16 protein-coding genes are annotated in these 18201 nt (G+C 63.8%); 5 read left to right on the top strand and 11 right to left on the bottom strand.

Features of this window, described 5'->3' with window-relative positions; genetic code table 11:
* Positions 1-2 precede the first annotated feature (2 nt).
* The 9 genes from katG to ACTJKX_RS22620 form a co-directional block, all read right to left on the bottom strand.
* A complete protein-coding gene (gene katG / locus ACTJKX_RS22660) occupies positions 3-2210 on the bottom strand; it encodes a catalase/peroxidase HPI (protein WP_440726602.1) in 2208 nt (735 codons plus the stop codon).
* A 138-nt stretch (positions 2211-2348) separates the two neighbouring features.
* Entirely contained in the window at positions 2349-3980 is a 1632-nt protein-coding gene (locus tag ACTJKX_RS22655) for a molecular chaperone GroEL (protein ID WP_440726601.1), read from the bottom strand.
* Positions 3981-4039: 59 nt separating this feature from the next.
* Positions 4040-4849 carry an iron-sulfur cluster assembly protein gene (locus tag ACTJKX_RS22650; protein ID WP_440726600.1) on the bottom strand — a complete coding sequence of 270 codons (810 nt, stop codon included), beginning with the start codon at positions 4847-4849 and terminating at the stop codon, positions 4040-4042.
* A gap of 5 nt (positions 4850-4854) precedes the next feature.
* Positions 4855-5877: an amidohydrolase family protein gene (locus ACTJKX_RS22645; RefSeq protein ID WP_068297695.1), complete on the bottom strand. Its 1023-nt coding sequence runs from the start codon at positions 5875-5877 to the stop codon at positions 4855-4857.
* A 340-nt stretch (positions 5878-6217) separates the two neighbouring features.
* Positions 6218-7294 (bottom strand): NAD(P)-dependent alcohol dehydrogenase, encoded by a 1077-nt coding sequence (locus ACTJKX_RS22640; RefSeq protein WP_311943324.1) that lies wholly within the window; start codon positions 7292-7294, stop codon positions 6218-6220.
* Positions 7295-7374: 80 nt separating this feature from the next.
* Positions 7375-7743, bottom strand: a complete 369-nt coding sequence (locus ACTJKX_RS22635; protein ID WP_149250175.1) for an MmoB/DmpM family protein — start codon at positions 7741-7743, stop codon at positions 7375-7377.
* 33 nt (positions 7744-7776) lie between these two features.
* Positions 7777-8835, bottom strand: coding sequence for an aromatic/alkene monooxygenase hydroxylase subunit beta (locus tag ACTJKX_RS22630; protein WP_440726599.1), 1059 nt, complete (start codon positions 8833-8835; stop codon positions 7777-7779).
* Between the two features lie 53 nt (positions 8836-8888).
* Positions 8889-9953, bottom strand: coding sequence for an NADH:ubiquinone reductase (Na(+)-transporting) subunit F (locus ACTJKX_RS22625; protein ID WP_440726598.1), 1065 nt, complete (start codon positions 9951-9953; stop codon positions 8889-8891).
* A 104-nt stretch (positions 9954-10057) separates the two neighbouring features.
* Positions 10058-11731, bottom strand: a complete 1674-nt coding sequence (locus tag ACTJKX_RS22620; RefSeq protein WP_376717757.1) for an aromatic/alkene/methane monooxygenase hydroxylase/oxygenase subunit alpha — start codon at positions 11729-11731, stop codon at positions 10058-10060.
* Between the two features lie 520 nt (positions 11732-12251).
* Here ACTJKX_RS22620 and ACTJKX_RS22615 point away from each other — a divergent pair.
* The 4 genes from ACTJKX_RS22615 to ACTJKX_RS22600 are packed head-to-tail and all read left to right on the top strand — an operon-like array spanning position 12252 to position 14384.
* Entirely contained in the window at positions 12252-12728 is a 477-nt protein-coding gene (locus ACTJKX_RS22615; RefSeq protein ID WP_440726597.1) for a hypothetical protein, read from the top strand.
* Positions 12725-13066: a hypothetical protein gene (locus ACTJKX_RS22610; protein WP_440726596.1), complete on the top strand. Its 342-nt coding sequence runs from the start codon at positions 12725-12727 to the stop codon at positions 13064-13066. Before ACTJKX_RS22615 ends, ACTJKX_RS22610 begins: the two co-directional genes overlap by 4 nt.
* The gene (locus ACTJKX_RS22605; protein WP_440726595.1) at positions 13063-14175 is read left to right on the top strand and encodes a hypothetical protein; all 1113 of its coding nucleotides are present in this window, start codon (positions 13063-13065) and stop codon (positions 14173-14175) included. The genes ACTJKX_RS22610 and ACTJKX_RS22605 overlap by 4 nt, the downstream gene beginning before the upstream one ends.
* A 32-nt stretch (positions 14176-14207) precedes the next feature.
* Positions 14208-14384 (top strand): hypothetical protein, encoded by a 177-nt coding sequence (locus ACTJKX_RS22600; protein WP_440726594.1) that lies wholly within the window; start codon positions 14208-14210, stop codon positions 14382-14384.
* Positions 14385-14429: 45 nt separating this feature from the next.
* On the opposite strand, the gene ACTJKX_RS22595 is transcribed toward ACTJKX_RS22600, so the two are convergent.
* Together ACTJKX_RS22595 and ACTJKX_RS22590 are read right to left on the bottom strand one after the other, a co-directional pair.
* Complete coding sequence (locus ACTJKX_RS22595) at positions 14430-14645, bottom strand: ribbon-helix-helix domain-containing protein (protein WP_394312906.1); 216 nt, start codon at positions 14643-14645, stop codon at positions 14430-14432.
* A 166-nt stretch (positions 14646-14811) separates the two neighbouring features.
* Positions 14812-15864: an NAD(P)-dependent alcohol dehydrogenase gene (locus tag ACTJKX_RS22590; protein ID WP_311943341.1), complete on the bottom strand. Its 1053-nt coding sequence runs from the start codon at positions 15862-15864 to the stop codon at positions 14812-14814.
* Positions 15865-16086: 222 nt separating this feature from the next.
* Here ACTJKX_RS22590 and ACTJKX_RS22585 point away from each other — a divergent pair, with 222 nt between their 5' ends.
* Positions 16087-17937 (top strand): sigma-54-dependent Fis family transcriptional regulator, encoded by a 1851-nt coding sequence (locus ACTJKX_RS22585; protein WP_440726593.1) that lies wholly within the window; start codon positions 16087-16089, stop codon positions 17935-17937.
* Positions 17938-18201 lie beyond the last annotated feature (264 nt).

Below are 18201 nucleotides of genomic sequence, written 5' to 3'. Positions count from 1 at the left end.
GATCAGACGAGATCGAAGCGATCGGCGTTCATGACCTTGGTCCAGGCGGCGACGAAGTCGGCGACGAAGCGGGCCTTGGCATCGTCGCTGGCATAGACCTCGGCCAGGGCGCGCAGCTGGGAGTTGGAGCCGAACACCAGGTCGGCGCGGGTGCCGGTCCACTTCACCTCGCCCGTGGCGCGGTCGCGACCCTCGAACACGTCCTCGGCTGCCGAGGTCGCCTTCCAGGCCGTGCCCATGTCGAGCAGGTTGACAAAGAAGTCGGTGGTCAACACCCCCGGCCGGTCGGTCAGCACGCCGTGCTGGCTGCCGCCGGCATTGGCGCCGAGCACCCGAAGGCCGCCGACCAGCACGGTCAGTTCCGGCGCCGTCAGGCCCAGGAGCTGGGCCCTGTCGACCAGCAGCCCCTCGGCCGGCACGCTGTAGGTCGTCTTCAGATAGTTGCGGAAGCCGTCCGCCACCGGCTCCAGCACGGCAAAGGATTCCACATCCGTCTGTTCCTGGCTCGCATCGGTGCGGCCCGGCGCGAAGGGCACCGCCACGTCCTGCCCGGCCTGCCTGGCCGCCTGCTCGACCGCGGCATTGCCGCCCAGCACGATCAGATCGGCCAGCGAGACTTGTCTGCCACCGGCCTGCGCCGCGTTGAAGCCCTGCTGGATCTCCTCCAGCACGCCGAGCACCTTGGCCAGCTGCGCCGGCTGATTGACCGCCCAGTCCTTCTGCGGCGCCAGGCGGATGCGCGCACCATTGGCCCCGCCCCTCTTGTCGGAGCCGCGGAAGGTCGAGGCCGAAGCCCAGGCGGTGGAGACCAGCTCGGCGGTCGACAGGCCCGAAGCCAGGATCCTGGCCTTGAGCTCGGCCGCGTCCTTGTCGTCGATCAGGCCATGGTCGACGACCGGCAGCGGATCCTGCCAGATCAGCTCCTCGGCCGGAACCTCCGGGCCGAGATAGCGGGCGCGCGGACCCATGTCGCGATGGGTCAGCTTGAACCAGGCCCGGGCAAAGGCATCGGCGAAGGCGTCCGGGTTCTCGAAGAAATGCCGGGAGATCTTCTCATAGGCCGGGTCGAAGCGCAGCGCCAGGTCCGTGGTCAGCATGGAAGGAGCATGGCGCTTGGAGCGGTCATGCGCATCCGGCACCGAGCCGGCACCCGCCCCATGCTTGGGCTGCCACTGATGGGCACCGGCCGGGCTCTTGGTCAGCTCCCAGTCATAGCCGAACAGGTTCCAGAAGAAGTTGTTGCTCCATTTGGTCGGCGTCGAGGTCCAGGTCACCTCGAGCCCCGAGCCGATGGTGTCGCCCCCCTTGCCGCTGCCGAACTGGTTGTGCCAGCCAAGGCCCTGCAGCTCGATGCCGGCCGCCTCCGGCTCCGGCCCGACATTGGCGGCATCGCCGGCACCATGGGTCTTGCCGAAGGTGTGGCCGCCGGCAATCAGCGCCACCGTCTCCTCGTCGTTCATCGCCATGCGGGCGAAGGTCTCGCGGATGTCGCGCGCCGCCGCCAGCGGATCGGGATTGCCGTTGGGGCCTTCCGGATTGACATAGATCAGGCCCATCTGCACGGCGGCCAGCGGGTTCTCCAGATTGCGGTCGCCGCTGTAGCGCTTGTCGTCGAGCCAGACGTTCTCGCTGCCCCAGTAGACGTCCTCTTCGGGCTCCCACACGTCCTCGCGGCCGCCGGCAAAGCCGAAGGTCTTGAAGCCCATCGATTCCAGCGCGCAATTGCCGGTCAGGATCATCAAATCGGCCCAGGAGATCGCGTTGCCGTATTTGCGCTTGATCGGCCAGAGCAGGCGGCGGGCCTTGTCGAGATTAACGTTGTCGGGCCAGGAATTGAGCGGGGCGAAGCGCTGCTGGCCCGCACCCGCGCCACCGCGCCCGTCGCCGGTGCGGTAGGTGCCGGCGCTGTGCCAGGCCATGCGGATGAACAGCGGGCCGTAATGGCCGAAATCGGCCGGCCACCATTCCTGCGAATCCGTCATCAGCGCAAAAAGGTCCTGCTTCAGCGCCGCCAAGTCGAGCTTCTTGAATTCCTGCGCATAGTCGAAGCCCTTGCCCATCGGATTGGACAGGCTCGAATGCTGGTGCAGGATCTTCAGGTTCAGCTGGTTCGGCCACCAGTCACGGTTCGAACGAACCTCAAAACCGGGACGCGATCCATGCGCTACCGGGCACTTGCCGGTGTTCGGCGTATCGCTTCCGTCCATCATTTTCTCCGTATCTGCATTGCTCGAATGGGCGCGGGCCGGCGCAAGGCCGAACCCGGCCTGCCCGGACAAAGCGTGTCGCCTTGTCCGGGGTTTCGATGTGAAAGACCCTTGTCTATTTCGCTCGGGCGGCAGCGCCGCTCAGGCGCGCCCGAGTTTTTCAGCTCCGCCCCCAAGGGCCGGGTCGGCAGTCGGGTCCTCGTCCTCGGCGAGATCGCCGACCAGGGTCTCCGTGGTGAGGATCAGCTTGGCGACCGAGGCGGCATTGCTCAGGGCAGCGCAGGTGACGCGAACGGGATCGATGATACCGGCCTCATACATGTTCTGGTATTCGCCGAGCGCGGCGTTGTAGCCGAAACCGCCATTGACGCTCGACACCTTCGCCACCACCGCCTCGGGATCCCCGCCGGCATTGGCGACGATGCGCCAGAGCGGGCGCGTCAGCACCGATTTCACCAGGCGGACGCCCGCTGCGACATCCCCGTCGAGCCTGGCAAGCAGGGGATCGAGCACCGGCCCGATCTGGGCCAGAGCCGAGCCCCCGCCGGCGACCACGCCCTCATCGAGCGCGGCCCGTACGGCAGAAAGGGAATCCTCGATCAATTGGATGGTACGCTTCTGCTCGACCGGCGTGACGCCGCCGGCATAGAGCACGGCCGTGCCGCCGGAGAGCTTGGCGAGACGCTCGCGTAATTTGTCCTGCTCGATATTGGGCGGCGCGTTCTCGAACTGATGCTGGACCTGGGTGCGGCGTGCGGCGATCGACGCCTTGTCGCCGCCGCCATGGATGATCGCCGTATGGGTGGCGCTCGTGCGCACCCGCTCCGCGCTGCCGAGATCGGCGGCCTCGATCTGTTCGAGCCTGCCGCCGAGATCGCGGGCGATAACGCGCCCGCCGGTGATGATGGCCAGATCCTCCAGCAGCGCCTTGCGCCAATGGCCATATTCGGGCGGATGCACGATCAGATATCTGCCGGCGCCGCTGCGCCCGAGCAGCGTCACGACCACCTCGGGCGAGACCTCCTCGGCCACGATCAGCAGCGGCCTGCCGGCCTTGTCGGCGATCGCGCGCGCGGCATCCAGCGAGGCGGGGTCCTTGATCTTCAGATCGGTCAGCAGGATCAGCGGGCGTTCCAGCACCGCCTGCATCTTCTCCACATCGGTGACCATGTGGTGGGAGATATAGCCGCGGTCGAAGGACATGCCCTCGACGACGTCGAGCGTAGTCTCGGTGGTGATGCTGAAATCGGTGGTGATGATGCCGTCGGCACCGACCTTCTCGAAAGCTTCGGCCACCAGGTTGCCGAGCCGGGCATCGGTGGCTGCGATATTGGCGACGGCCGCCAGGGCGCCATTCTCGCGAGCTGGGCGCGCGCTGGATTTCAGCGACGACACCACGGCGTTGACGGCAAGGTCTATGCCCTTCACGAGGTCGACGGCCTTGGCGCCCTGCTCGTTGGCCTCGACGCCCTTCTGGACCAGGGCATTGGCGAGGACGATGGCCGTGGTGGTGCCGTCGCCGGCGATCTCGTTGGTCTGCATCGAGACCTCGCGCACCACCTGCGCACCCATATTCTCGAAACGATCGTGCAATTCGATCTCCGAGGCGATGGAAACGCCGTCGCGCGTCACCATCGGCGTGCCGATCGGCCGGTCGATCATGGCATTCATGCCTTTGGGGCCGAGTGTCGGCTCTACGGCGGCTGCAAGCTGGTGGACGCCGCGGGCAAGGGCTCGGCGGGCGTGCGAATTGTGAAGCATCAATTTGGGCATGGCTCCTCCTTCCGCCCTCGCGGGCGGTTGTTGTCGGCCTCGGGCGACGAGGCCTCTGTTCAGCTGTTGACGGCGGGCGCGTTCCCGGCGGCAGGCGGCACACGGTCGAGGATGAAGTCGACCAGCGTCGGTTCGCCATCCGTGAACTCGGCCTGCTTGTACCGGGTCTGCTTGAGGCCACGGCACAGGGCGCCGTTGAACTCCATGTTGATCCGCAGGCTGCGCAGGTCTCCGAGATAGGAGGCCAGCATTGCCGCGGTGAGGGGGACGCCCTCCCAGGTCCTGAAGACGCCGTCTCCCCGACCGATTTGGGGATGGCGCTCGAGCAGGGCCTGACGATAGCGCGGCTTCTGGGCCACCGCTTCCTCCCCCGCGAGCTGCGTCGCATCGAAGGCCGGCAGGTCCATGGCAAGGATGGCGTCGTCGCCGAGGCCGGCCTGGCGCAATCCCAGCAGCACGGCCTCCTGCCGCCGCTTATAGGCCTTGGCACGGAACGTCTCGCGCAAGGCCGTGAGGTCGAGATCCCCGGTCATCTCCCCGAAGACCTGGCCGAAGCTCTTGCCCGCCGCGATGCCCCGGTTGACCTCGTCGGCGAACATGTGATCCTGCAGCTGGACCCGATAGGCTGGCTTCCAGGACAGCGCCTCGAGCGCCTCGCGCACACCATCGAGCATCAGGAAGGCGAAGTTGGGCGAGCACCAATAGGTGGGCAGCCTGAATTCAACCTCCACCGACGCATTGTCCAGGATCTCGGCGCGCTCGACGAAACCCATATTGGTAACGGGCTCGTCGAGTTCGGGGTCATTGACCTCGGACAGCCGCCGCCAGAGTTCGGCCTGGCGGCGACCGCGGAGCGCAGTGCTCATCATGCGCTTCACTCCGCCGCGATCGACAGGGGCGCCTTGGCCAGGGCCGCTTTCTTGGCTGCGATGTCGATGTCGTAGAGGCGCGCTGCGTTGAGGCCCAGGATCTTCTCCTTGATCTCGGGGGTGAGATCGACCCCGCGCTCACGCTTGATGTCCTCGGGCAGTTCGAAGGCCCAGAATTTCTCGACCAGCCAGCGCGGTGTCCAGATCGCGTAGTCGGAGCCGAACAGGATCTTGTCCGGGCCGAGCCAGAACAGGAGCTCGGCGATCACCTCGGCGAAGTAGCGTGGGCGCGAATGGATGAAGGGCAGGGCGACGGCAAGGCCGCCATAGACATTGGTTTCCTGCACGGCGATCCAGCAGAAATCGTCCAGGCGAGGCAGGCCGCAATGCTCGACGATCCAGTTCAGGTTCTGGAAGTCGGTGGCCGCGTCGTCGACGTCGCCCACGTTGAAGGCGTCCTTGCTGAGCGGGATGATCGTCGGGCCCTTGTGGACGTGGACGTTGCGGATGCCGAGCTTCTCGCACAGTTCGAAGCAGCGATAGGCGTTGGGGTCGGTCAGCTTCCACCCGCGGGAATCCCCATGCCACTCGGCCGTGTACATCTTCACGCCCTTGATGTCGTAGGTCTCCTTCATGAAGTGGATATATTCGAGCGCGGCCTCGCCATCGCGCGGATCGAAGGAGCCGTTGACGATGAAGCGCTCGGGATAGCGCTTGGCCATCTCGGCATTGCGCTCGAGCGTGTTGAAGCCCTGCTTGTAGAAATCCTTCAGATAGGTCGACTGCACGATGGCGACATCGTCAGGACCGTCCACGAACAGGTCGCGATAGAGATCGTCGGCGCTGTATTTCTCGAACTTCTCCTTCGGCCAGAGCTGCTCCTTGGGGCTGAGCGCCGTGTGATAGGCATAGAAGCACTCCACGAACTGCTTGCCGTGAATGTTGCGCTGGTTTTCAGGGCTGCCGTCCCAGAAATGGGTGTGGCCATCAACGACGAAAATTTCCTTGCCTTCGGGCGTGATATACATGGCTTCCTCCGTTGGTATTTCGCTCTAAGCTTTTGTTGCAACTCGATTGTTCGACTATTCCGTGAGATCAGGTAGAGGGTGCCGCGGCTCCGCGAGGCGTGTGAAGGGGTGGCAGCCGAGCCATCCGCGCGGTGCGCAACGGGCATCCCGCACATCCCTCGGATGCAGCGCCGCTGCAGGCGCGGTCGTCCCGCGCCGCTTCCGCATCTTCCGGACCGGCGCTTGGCTTGCCCCTCGGCCCACCCATTCTCGCGGTCGGGATGCCGGCTTCGGAACAGGGGCCATATGAAGCATCGAGCATGGTTCTCTCTCCCATCGCTGCCGTTGCGGCATGTATTCCTCAGGTCGTGATGGCGACCTTCAGCACGCCGTCGCGCTGATTGGCGAAGAGGTCGTAGGCCTCCTCGATCTGGTCGAGCTTGAAGCGGTGCGTGACCAGCCCGCCCAGATCGACCCGCCCAGAACTGACGACATCGAGCATGCGGCGCATGCGTTCCTTGCCGCCCGGGCACAGCGAGGTGCGAATCGATTTCTCGCCGAGGCCGGCGGCGAAGGCATCGAGCGGGATCTTCAGGTCCGACGAGTAGACGCCGAGGCTCGAGAGCACGCCGCCGGGCCGGAGGACGCGCAGGGCGGCCTCGAAGGTTGCCTGCGTGCCGAGCGCCTCGATCGCCACGTCGACGCCGCGCCCGTCGGTCAGGCGCATGATGGCCTCGACGGGATCCTCCTGCTTGAAGTCCACCACGATGTCGGCGCCCAGGCGCTTGGCCATGGCCAGGCGGGCGGGCACCGTGTCGACGGCGATGATGGTGGTCGCGCCCATCAGCCTGGCGCCGGCCGTGGCACACAGGCCGATCGGTCCCTGCGCGAAGACGGCAACGACATCGCCGATCCGGATGCCGCCGGTTTCGGCGCCGGCAAAGCCGGTCGACATGATGTCCGGGCACATCAGAACCTGTTCGTCGCTCACCTCGTCCGGAATGGGGGCAAGATTGGCCATGGCGTCGGGCACGCAGACGAACTCGGCCTGGCAGCCATCGATGGTGTTGCCGAATTTCCAGCCGCCGATGGCCTTCCAGCCATGCTTGGTGCCGGCGCCGTCCTGCGAGCCGCAGCCGCACAGGCAGGCATGGCTCCAGCCCGAGGGAGTGATGGCGCCGGCGACGACGCGCTGGCCTTCCTTGAACCCGCGTACCGACGAGCCGAGCTTTTCGATCACGCCGACCGGTTCATGGCCGATGGTCAGGCCCTTGGCCACGGGATATTCCCCCTTCAGGATATGAACGTCCGTTCCGCAGATCGTCGTCGTCGTGACGCGGATCAGGGCATCGGCGGGGCCGATCTCGGGGATGGGCTTGTCATCGAGAACGATGCGTCCCTTCTCGACAAAGATCGCGGCCTTCATTTTGCTTGGCATGACTGGCTACTCATTTTCGGGCGTGCAGGGGGAAAGGCGATGCGCCAGGGCGGCGCATCGCCCGCGATTTGCCGTCAGGCTCAGATGTATTCGAAGACTTCGTCCATATTGCCGAACAGGATCACGGTGTTGTCGTCGACCCTGACCATGCGGCCGTAATGGGTGGAGGTATTGACTTCGAAGATCTCCGCCGTCATCTCGCGGCCGAGATATTCGCTGATCTCGTCCATCTTGAAGATCAGCTTGCCGTCGCCGTCGATGCGGATCAGCGCGGGCTGATAGGTGACGATCACACCCTCCTTCTTGCCCATGAATTCCGCGATGGCGCGAGCCTCCACCGAGTCGTTCATGGTGACCCCGCACTGGTGCGAGATGGTCTGCTCGAAGGTGATGTCCTTCATCGACTTGAAGATATTGGCGTGCGAGGAATCGCGGGCTGCCGTGGACATGGTCGTTTCTCCCTTTGGATGGTTGCCGGCCGGTCAGTCGTCGAGGCCGAGTTCGTGCAGGATCTGGCCGATCCGCTCCTGCGAGACGGCGCGGACATCTTCGAATGAGACCGGCTTGGAATGCGGCATCGACCAGATCGGCTGCAGGCCCAGCGCTGCCTTGTCGGCGAGGGCGCGGTGCTTCTTCAGCCAGCCTTTGAACAGCTGACGGTTGGCCGCGGCATGCTTCTCGTCATGGGCGAGCAGGTAGATCAGGTCGATGGTATTGGCGAGGTTGCGCTCGTAGTCGGCTTCGGCCGCGGAGATTACCGGGGGGGTGATGAAGTCGTGGTTGGCGGCCGCCACCTGCATCAGGAAGCCCGAGCGGAAAAGCTCGCCCACGAGCGGTTCGAACACGATGTTGATGGCGAAATACTGCTCCAGATAGTCTTCCGCGCCCATGATGGTCTCGATGGCTTCGCGGGTGCCCTGCCAGGCGCCGTCTTCCAGCCAGGTCTTCTTGCCGAGCTCGTCGTTCCAGCCGGGAATATCCATGCCGATCTCGGCCAGATAGAGCGTGATGTCCTGCGCCAGGCGCAGCTTGTAGGAAGAGTTGGTCAGCGTGGCGTTGTTGATCATCTGGGTGTAGCCGTAGCGCTGGGCCTGCATCAGCGAGGTGCCCAGTCCGAATTCGGCGTGCTTCCACGCACCCAGATGGTGCTGCAGGATGCTGACCCAGACCTTATCGAAGCTCTTGGGCGCGCCGGACTTGCGGCCATTGGCGATCACGCTCTGTACCATCGTCTCGATCTTGGACTGGCGTTGATAGTGGGTGCGCTCCCACTCCTGGTCGGGCGCCCGGAAGGCATGCCAGTTCGAGCTCTGCGCCAGCGTGTTGCCTTTGACATAGGCGCCATTGCCGTCGGCGAAATTGATGATCCAGTTCTGGATCAGGTAGCGCTCCGGATCGGGCTGCACGTCGACCGTGACGTCCTCGTAATGGGTGGCGCGCTGCCCCCTGGGATCGAAATAGCGGTATTTACGGCTGTCGGAATCGGCGAAGATCGCTGCACCGGCTGCGCCGGACCCGACCGAACTCGAAATGGCAGGCATGGTATTCACTCCCTGGTTGTGGTGCGTTTCGACGATCCGCCCGAGGGCGGCTCTTAGTGGCCGGGCGAGGTTGCGCCCGACGAGGTGGTGAACTTGTCGAAGAAGATGTGCTCGACCTCGAAGCCGTTCATGAACAGTACGGGCTGCAATGCATCGATCATGGGGGGAGGGCCGCAGGCATAGACGTCGCCCTGCCCATCGATGGCGAGTTCCTTGAGCTTGGCGCCCACGCTCTCATGCACGAAGCCGCGTTCACCCTGCCAAGCGCCGTCTTCTCCGGCATGCGAGAGCACGGGGATGAACTGCACCTCCGGATAGCGCTCGACCAAAGCCGAGATCCGGTCGAGATGGAACAGGTCGTCCTGCGTGCGGGCGCCGTAGAAGAAATAGACCGGCCTTTGCTCGCCGCTGGCCAGGTGGTCGTTGAGGATCGACCAGACCGGCGACATGCCCGACCCGGCGCCGACCAGGATCAGGGGTCCTTGGCGTTCTTCACGTCGGAAGCAGGTGCCATAGGGGCCGACGATGGCGACTTCGACTCCGACCCGGATTCCGCCGGCGTCGAGTTCGCCGGAGAATCGTCCCTCAGGGTACTTCTTGATGATGAATGAGAGTTTCTGGGTTTCGTCCGGCGTATTTGCCATGGAAAACGAGCGCGTAAGCGTCTCCCCTTTTTCCGTGGTGACTGTGATGTCGACATATTGGCCGGCCCAGAATTTCATCGGGGAACTGAGCGTGATCTCGATGCCGCGAATATCGTGGGTGAGGCGTTCGATTTTCTCGATGCGCCCCTGATAGCTCTTCACGGCGATCGATTTGGACAGGACTTCCTCGTCATAGTTGAGGAGTTCGACTTCCATGTCCGAATAGGCGATCGAGCGGCACAGAAGGATGTGGCCGCTATCCTTCTCCATGTCGTTCAACGCAAAGGTCGAGTATTTCAGCATGTCGACTTCGCCGTCGAGCAAGACGCATTTGCAGGCCGAGCATTGCCCTTCCTTGCAGCCGTGCGGCAGCGCGATGCCCTGACGAAAGGCTGCGTTCAGCACGGTCTCGCCGTCCTCAACTTCGAATTCAACGCCGACGGGTTCCAGGCGCACAGTGTGGGCCACGCTCATCGGTCCTTCCTCCAAGACTGTCCCGTGCCCCCTCCCGGTGAAGAGAGGGGGCGTGATCCTTTCGCTTGCAGAAGCCGCCGGGCGGCGTCCGCGAAGCGGCAGGTTCAGTGGCAGGGGTTGATGGTGAAGCCGGCGCGATACTCAGCCAGATGCTTCTCGCGATCGGCGGGAGTCATCTCACGCAGCAGCGTCAGCGGCGACAGGATGGTGTGGCCCTTGACGTCGTCGAGCGTCCACATTTCCTTGGCATCGAAGCGCAGATGCGGCTGCGGGATCAGGGTTTCGCCGTCCGAGCGCACGAAGTTGAGATCCTTCATGGCCTCGGCGAGATCCCAGCCGTGATACAGCGTCTCCCATTCGCGCTTGCCGCTGAAGCGGCCCATCGCCGGGGTCGGACGTCCCTGGTACTCGTCGGAGAAGGCCTCCACCGCCGTCCAGCGATCGAGTTCATGCGCGAAGGTGTGCAGCTTGCCGTCGATTTCGTCGACGACCATGTCCTCGCGGATCAGGCAGGGAACCAGGCAGCTCCAGCAGCGATGCGGATAGACGTAGCCCACCTGTTCGTTGAAGGTGAGGATCTTCTCGCCGCGGTGGCTCAGCTTGTCGTGCCATTTCCAGAATTCGCCGAACTGTGCATACCAGCCCGGATATTTATGCTCGAACCACTCGAAGTCCTTGTCCGTCTGGGCTTCGATGCGCCAGAAATTGAGCGGCCAGCCGACAGTGAAGAACTGGGCCACCTTGTGGACGTAGAATTTCTCGGTGATGCGCTTCCAGGCTTCCTGAACGTCGTCGTGATGGATCTTGATGCCGTATTTTTCCAACGGCAGCATATAGGTGCGGTAGTAGTCCTCGAAGATCCAGCGGTGCCACATCTCCGCGTAGGATTCCTTGTTCTTGTCGCGGTTGGTGGTGCCGTATTCGATGAAGGTGCCAATGGCGGCGTCGACGATGGCGTGGTTCTGCCAGAAGGCGTAACGCAGGTCGCGCTCGAGCAGCAGGTGGTTTTCGGGCTCCTTGAGGGCGGCCATCAGCAGGGAGTGGCCATTGCCGATATGGCGGCTCTCGTCCGACTGCACCGAAAGGAACACGGTCGGCAGGGCATAGTCGCCATTGCGGGCGGCCTCCGAGGGCATGGCCACGAACAACGTGTTGGTGAAGGCGGTTTCGGCGACGACGGTCAGATACATGCAGGCCGCGGTCATGGTATCGCCGGTGATGAAACCTTCACCGAACTGGCGGCCGATCGTGGTGGCATAGCATTTGCCGAAGGCCTCTTCGGTGATGTCGAAGCCGGCCGGATCGATATAGTTTTCCATGTACCACTTTTTCAGGTTCATCTGAATGGTGGAATGGCGGAACTCGTCGACCATCTGCATGGTGAAGCCGGTGCGCAGGTCCTCGCCGGGCGCAAGCCTTGCCACCATCGCCATCGAGCGGGCGGCCGAGATTTCCGGGAAGGGGATGATGGCCAGGAAGAGTTTCATCCACTCCACCCAGCGCGGCTCGACATTGCGGAACATGTCGCCGCGCAAGGCGGCATCGAGCGCACCATAGACGCGGTTGTCCTTTTCCTCCTGCATCGGGAAATAGGAACGCAGCACCTGCTTCATCGGATCGCGCGGCGCCTTGCTGATCTTGTAGTCCGTCGGGAAGGTCATCGCTTCCTGGACATAGGTCGGGTTCCAGCCGAGATCGGATATCTTCTTGGTCGCCTCGCCGACGGAAATGCCGCGCTGCGAGGTTATCTTGTTGAGCGTCAAAGACGTCATAGCCATGAGCCTCCACCAGATTGCGCCACGAACCCCCATGGTTCGGGCGGGGAGCGGCAGGTATCGCCGCCGATGAGTGCGGGCGGCCGGTTCAGGGGACATGGCGTGCCACCATCCGGCTGCTCGAGTGGATCACGGCAAAGGTGTCTGGAGTGGTTCTGAACGCCTGGTGCGCAAGGCATGCGCGCCATGGCATTCCGACCTTGGGTTCCCCATTCCTTCGTTCTTTTGGCATCGCGCCGAAACGCGATGGGCTTCTTATGGAGAATGATGCAGCAAGGACCGTGCCAACTCACGACAAGCTCTAAATTGTGCAGCTTCAGGCGCCCTGGATAGCATCGATATTCGCATGGGCCCTATTGGTGTAACATAACGTTACAGCTGTAATTTACAAATGTAATGCTATTTATCTATTTTGATATTTAACACATTTATTGATATTATTGGCATTGGAACTTATAGACAACTTAATATCGTGGGTTATCCTGTCGGTATTATGACAACCCAACCATTCGGGGTCATGCCGATGTCTTCTCCCGACAATCCTCGATCGCCATCGGCTTTCGATGGGCCTGATGACAGCGCGGTCGTCACGGACCTGCTGCGGCTGATGCCGCGCGACCTGATCTTTTCCATGCGCTTTCTGGGCGAAAGCCAGCTGCGCCTGCAGCGCCATTTCCACGACTTCATGATCGCCGAGCTGACATTGGCGGGGATTACGGCGGAAACCCATCCTTTGCTCCATGCCTTCGTGGAACGGCATGCCATCACGCTGCGCGATTTCGTCTTTTCGGGCGTTTCCCTGTCCCGGCAGTTTCGGGTGGAGGACATCGAACGCCTGACCGGCGACACCACCTCCCTGTTGCGTGTCGATATCTGGGACCAGCTCAGGAGCCATGTGGAAGCCGCTCAGGGCCAGTTCAAAGCCCAACTGCCGGAGCTGCCGGCCTTGTTGTCCGGCTGGGAAAAGCCCAAGGCGGCCAAGGAAGAGAGGCGACAATGACCGCAGCAAATCCCAAGCACCAGGATCTGCTGGCGCGCCGGCTCGAATTGGTTGCCGGCTTGTCCGCGCTCAATGCGCAAGCCCTCAAGCTCACCCAGCTCCTTGCCGGCCTCGAGATGGAAGTGCTGCGCCTCGAGCTGGCATTGAAGCAGGCGCCGGCTGAAGGGGAGTTGGCGCGGGAATTGCTAGACGAACTGCGAACGGCGCACGAAAGCGCCGAAGCCGAGAGCGGTCGGCAAAGCCAATGTGCCGGACGCATCGAGACAGTCGAGCAGGAAATCGAGGCGCTCGATCGCCTGCTCCAGCAGGCAATGGAGCGGGAGGGGAGGACATCATGAACCAGCAAAGCAGACAGAACCCGACGCTGTTCGACCTGCTGGGACGCTGCTGGCAGCGACCCGCACCCGTCGCGGGCGTAAACTTCGATTGGCAGGGAGGTTCCGTCGCCTTTACGACCGCCGATGGAGCCATTGCCCTTGCTCCCGTGGCAGAAACGGAGGGACCGGAAAGCCGCATCCGGGTCAGCGGGGATCTCGGACAGATGAGGATCCTGCCGCGCACAAAGCCGCCGGCCCCCTTGACTGCGGTCGCAATGCAGGAAGGCAATGTTCCTCTCGTCGTTCCCTTCCATGGGGGTGGCTTCCTGGTCGGGACGGTCGATGGTGCGGTCAGGCCGGTTTCGGTACAGGGAGAGGTGCGCGAAGATTTCTTTCGTCTTGGCGGCCCCGTCCTGGCCCTCGACCATGCGGAGCAATCGGGCGTGACAGCCGTGTCGGACGGCAACGATCTGTACCTCCTGGACCAGGCGGCAAATGCCATCGCTCGCTCGCGGCCGGTGCTTCCTATTCCGGGGGCCCTTAAATTCTCGCCCGATGGCCGGCACCTGGCGGGATTGAGTGCGGACAATCTCGTCGTCATGGCGTTGGATCCGGCCTTGACGATCCAGCTGGTGGCAACGCTGCCTTCGCGGCCGACGGGTGTCCATTGGAACCGGCAGGCCGATCGCATTGCCTGCGGTCTGGAAATCGGCGGTCTTAGCGTCGTCGATGTTCCGCTTGGTCGGACCGACACCATCCTCGACTTTCCCGCACCGGTGCAAGACCTGGCCTGGGCGGCGGACGGGCAGCTGGTGGCATCGGGGGCCTATCGCATTGCAGCCTGGGGAACGGGTGCCGAGGCCGCCAGCCAGGCTTTGCTGACCGGCCATACCGGCCTGATCCTGGTCGAGACCGTCGCCGCCCATCCCAGGCGCGACCTGGTGGCGGCCGGCTATGCCGATGGCCGTATCGTGGTGGCGCGGCTCGGCGGGCGCGACGAGCTCTTCGTGCGGCCGTTCGGCGCGGCCGTCACTGCGCTGGCCTGGTCGGCGGACGGGCGTCATCTCGCCGTCGGCGATGCGGAGGGCCAGGCCGCTCTCATCACCTTTCCGCCCCAGCTCTTCAAATAGGCGCAGCAGAGCGCCCATCACAGGAGGACGACATGCCGACAGAGCAGACCCGCGAGGAAGAGAGCAAGGACCTGTTCTTCCAGAAGCTGGAAAACCTCGCTCGCGAGATGATCGACGCCCATGACAAGGACTTTGCCATGGGGGCGCTGATCCTGACGGCGCGCTGGATCGCCGAGGACCGGATCGTCAAGGTCGCAAAGGCGAGCTGAGGCGATGGGAGAGGAGGCCGGAGCGACCCGGCCTCTTTCGGAGTGTCAGCCCTCCGGCGGGATCATCCCCCGGTAGAGCAGGCAGACGGTACGCAGGAGCGAGGCGAAATTGGGAGCGGCGCCGTGGCGCTCGAGGGCTTCCTCGTAAAGCACCGAAATCAGCCGGGAGGTCGAAAGCCCTTCCCGACGGGCCATTTCGTCGAGGACCTGCCAGAACGCCGCCTCCAGCCTCACCGTCGTCGAATGCCCGGCGATACGCATCGATCGGCTCGCCTTGCGAAAATGGAGGGGGCTCTGGCTCGTGAGGACCTTGCACATGGCGCGCCCTTTCAGCCTTGACGCCGCCCTCCCGCCGCCCCGCTCGTCCGGGCGCGGGAAGGGGAGGGGCCGACCTCCACCGATCGGGAGGAGGCCGGCGCTTTTCTCGTTACGGAATGAGGACAGCGCGACCATGGATCCTACCGGCGTTGAGATCCTGGAGAGCCTTGTTGGCATCGGCCAACCGGTATTCCACCGTGGTCAGCTCGACCAGGCCGCGATCGGCCAGGGCCATCAGTTCGACGAGCTCGGCCCAGGTTCCGACCAGATTGCCGATGATGTTCTTTTCCGTGATGACCATGTCGACGGTGGGGACCCGGATGTCCTCGCCATAGCCGACGACATAATAGCTGCCGGCCGATCGGGTCATGGCGAGGCCCTTGGCCGTCGTGCCCTTCTCGCCGACGAAGTCGATCACGGCTTCGGCGCCGGCGCCACCGGTGAGTGCGAGCACGGCTTCCACCTCGTTGCCGTCTGCCTTCACCAGCTTGTCGGCTCCGATCTTGCCCGCCAACGCCAGGGAGGCGTCGGACTTGTCGACCACGATGACGTCGGCGGCACACATGGCCTTGAGGCATTGGATGCCGATATGGCCGAGGCCGCCGGCACCGATCACCACGCAGCTTTCCCCGGGCAGGAGGTGGCGCGTCGCTTTCTTGGCGGCGCGATAGGCGGTCAAGCCGGCATCGGCATAGGGCGCGACTTCCTTGGGCGCGAGTGTCTTGGGAAGCGGCACGATATTGCGTTCGGAGGTGCACAGGAACTCCGCATAGCCGCCGTTGCAGTCGAGCCCCGGAAAGCGGCCCGGGCCGTGCATGTCCATGCCGCGGCGGCAGGCCAGGCAGGTGCCGCCCGAGATCTTGGGATGGACGATGACGGGATCCCCGACCTTGATGCCTTCGACCTCCTTGCCGACCGCCTCGACCCAACCGGCATTTTCGTGCCCCATGATCAGTGGGAGCAGCTGGTCGCCGCTCGGGTCCATATGCGGGCGCCAGACGCCCTCGATGATGTGGAGATCGGTGCGGCATACGCCCGCTCCGCCGATCCGCACGATGACGTCGTTCGACTTTTCGATCCTGGGATCGGGAACCTCCTGAAGATCGACCCACTGGCCGGCCTTCAGATCGTCGTCATAGCGGGTGAGCACTTGCGCCTTCATTGTCGTTTCCTCCGCGAGCGCGGGCTTGTCCACGCTTCGACGGAACGGCAGCAATCCTCGTGCCAGAATGAATATATTAGGTTTTTCAAGGCATTGCTTGAATTTCATCGAGCTGTTTGTGTCGCGAAACTGAACAGTTATGCGGGCGGTGTGTCCAATCGGCGTACAGATCTCCCAGGCAACGGCGTTGCCGGCCGGGCTGTCGAAATCGAGGAATAGATCATGCAGATCCTGTCGGGAATGGACCGGGCCCGGAATGCCCTTGAGCGCGGTGATCGCCTGCCCGGCGGCACCTTGCCGGTGCCGATCGCCGAAAGCTGGCAGCGTTGCAGGGATCTGGGTCTCGATCCGCGTCTCCAGCCCCGCGGTGAGGTGGTGCCATTTGCGGCGGTGACGCGTCGGCGCCAGAAAATGGAGGGCCTGCGCCGGCTGGCTCTTGCCGAGATGCAGGTTCTCTATGCTCAGATCGCCGGCTCTAATCTGATGATCGCGCTGGCGGATGCGAGCGGCATGGTACTCGACACCATCAGCGATCAGGCCTTCACGGAGAGCGTGGCAGGGCGCTCCATCCTTCCCGGCAGCCTGTGGGATGAGGCCCGGCGGGGCACCAACGCCCTCGGGCTGGCCAGTGACAGCAGCCAGCCGGTCGGCGTTTTCGGCCGGGAGCATTACTTTACCTGCCACGCCCATTTGAGCTGCATGGCGGCGCCCATCCTGGACTCGCATGGCCAGGTCCTGGGATTGCTCGATGCATCCTGCGCCAACGAGGCGCGGCAGCAGCATACGCATGCGCTGGTGCGCATGGCCGCGGCCCAGATCGAGAACGGGTTGATCTTCCAGGAATGCGCGGACAACTTCATCCTGGCCTTCCATCCGCGCGCGGAATATCTCGATACGCTCTCGGCAGGGCTGCTGGCTCTTTCGCGGGATGGTGTGGTCACGGCGCTCAACCGTCCCGGTTCCGCCTTGTTGTCCGGGCTGCCGACCGCCGCCGGTGTGAGTTTCGACACGCTGTTCGAGATGCCTTTTGCCAGGGCACTGGATGGCCTTCTGCGCGGGGGCGTTTTCCCCATACGCGATGCGGCCGGCAGTCAGGTCCTGATGGTCTGCCGCCAGATCGCTCCCGGGCTAACGGTTCGCAATCTGCGCCGGGAACCGCCGGCGATGCAGCATGGCAGGGCCGGACCCATGCCGGAGTTCGTCTGTGCGGACGAGACGTTGAAGGCCGCGATGGCCGACATCGGGCAAGCCGTCGCCATGGGCATGCCCGTTCATCTCACCGGTGAGACGGGCACCGGCAAGGAATTGATGGCGCGCCATATCCATGCGGTGAGCGGCCGGCGCGGGGAGTTCGTTGCCGTCAATTGCGGTGCCTTGGCCGAACAGCTCTTCGTCGCAGAGATCTTCGGCCATGAGCAGGGCGCCTTCACCAATGCCCGTGCGGAGGGATCGATCGGGCTGGCTCGACAGGCCGATGGGGGGACGTTGTTCCTCGACGAAGTCGCCGATGTTCCCCTGTCCGCCCAGACGGCTTTACTGCGTTTTCTCGATGCCATGGAAGTACGGCCTGTCGGGGGGCTGAAGATCCACAAGGTCGATGTCCAGATCATCTCCGCCACCAACCGCAATCTGGAGGAGATGGCGGCGGAGCGGACATTCCGGGCCGACCTGTTCTACCGTCTCAACGGCCTCGTTCTGTATCTGCCGCCGCTGGCGGCCCGCACCGACTTTGCGCTCGTGGTCAAGCACCTGTTGCAGGAACTGGCCCCGGGAATGGCGATCACCGATGCCGTCATCGCGAGGCTGGCTCAACGCGAATGGCCCGGCAATATCCGCGAGCTTCGCAGCGCCCTCCAGCGCCTGCTCATGCGCCAACGGGGACCATTCGTCGACGAGACCTGCTTCGTCGATGGGTCGGAGGACGTGGGTGATGCTTGCCCGGCTTGCCGGGACCGTGGTCTGGCGCGCCGGGTCTGTCAGGAGATCAGGACGACATATCGCTCCTGCCGAAACGTCACGCATACGGCACGCGCTCTGGGACTGTCGCGAACCACGATATACAAGCATTTGTGAGCCGCTTGCGGGGTGACCCAAGTTCGACGCGCGCCCTGCGCATCGACCCATCGAGGAGATCGCTTAGCGGCTGACAATCAGCGGCCTGGCCTGGCTCGATGCCAGGATCCACTCCAATGCCGAGCTGCTCCGGCCGATGTAAATCGTCGCCTCGATCATAATTTCGTCACTTCGGGCTGAATCATGTCTCCCGGGGTTGGCTAATGCGGCTACCCGTAATCTTGGCGCTTCGGTGCGCCGGTTTTCGAGCTGGCTGTGTCCCAC

Origin of the sequence: Labrys sp. 22185 (assembly GCF_052045555.1) — a bacterium.
Classification (GTDB): domain Bacteria; phylum Pseudomonadota; class Alphaproteobacteria; order Rhizobiales; family Labraceae; genus Labrys; species Labrys neptuniae.
This window is presented reverse-complemented; position numbering and strand designations above follow the sequence as displayed.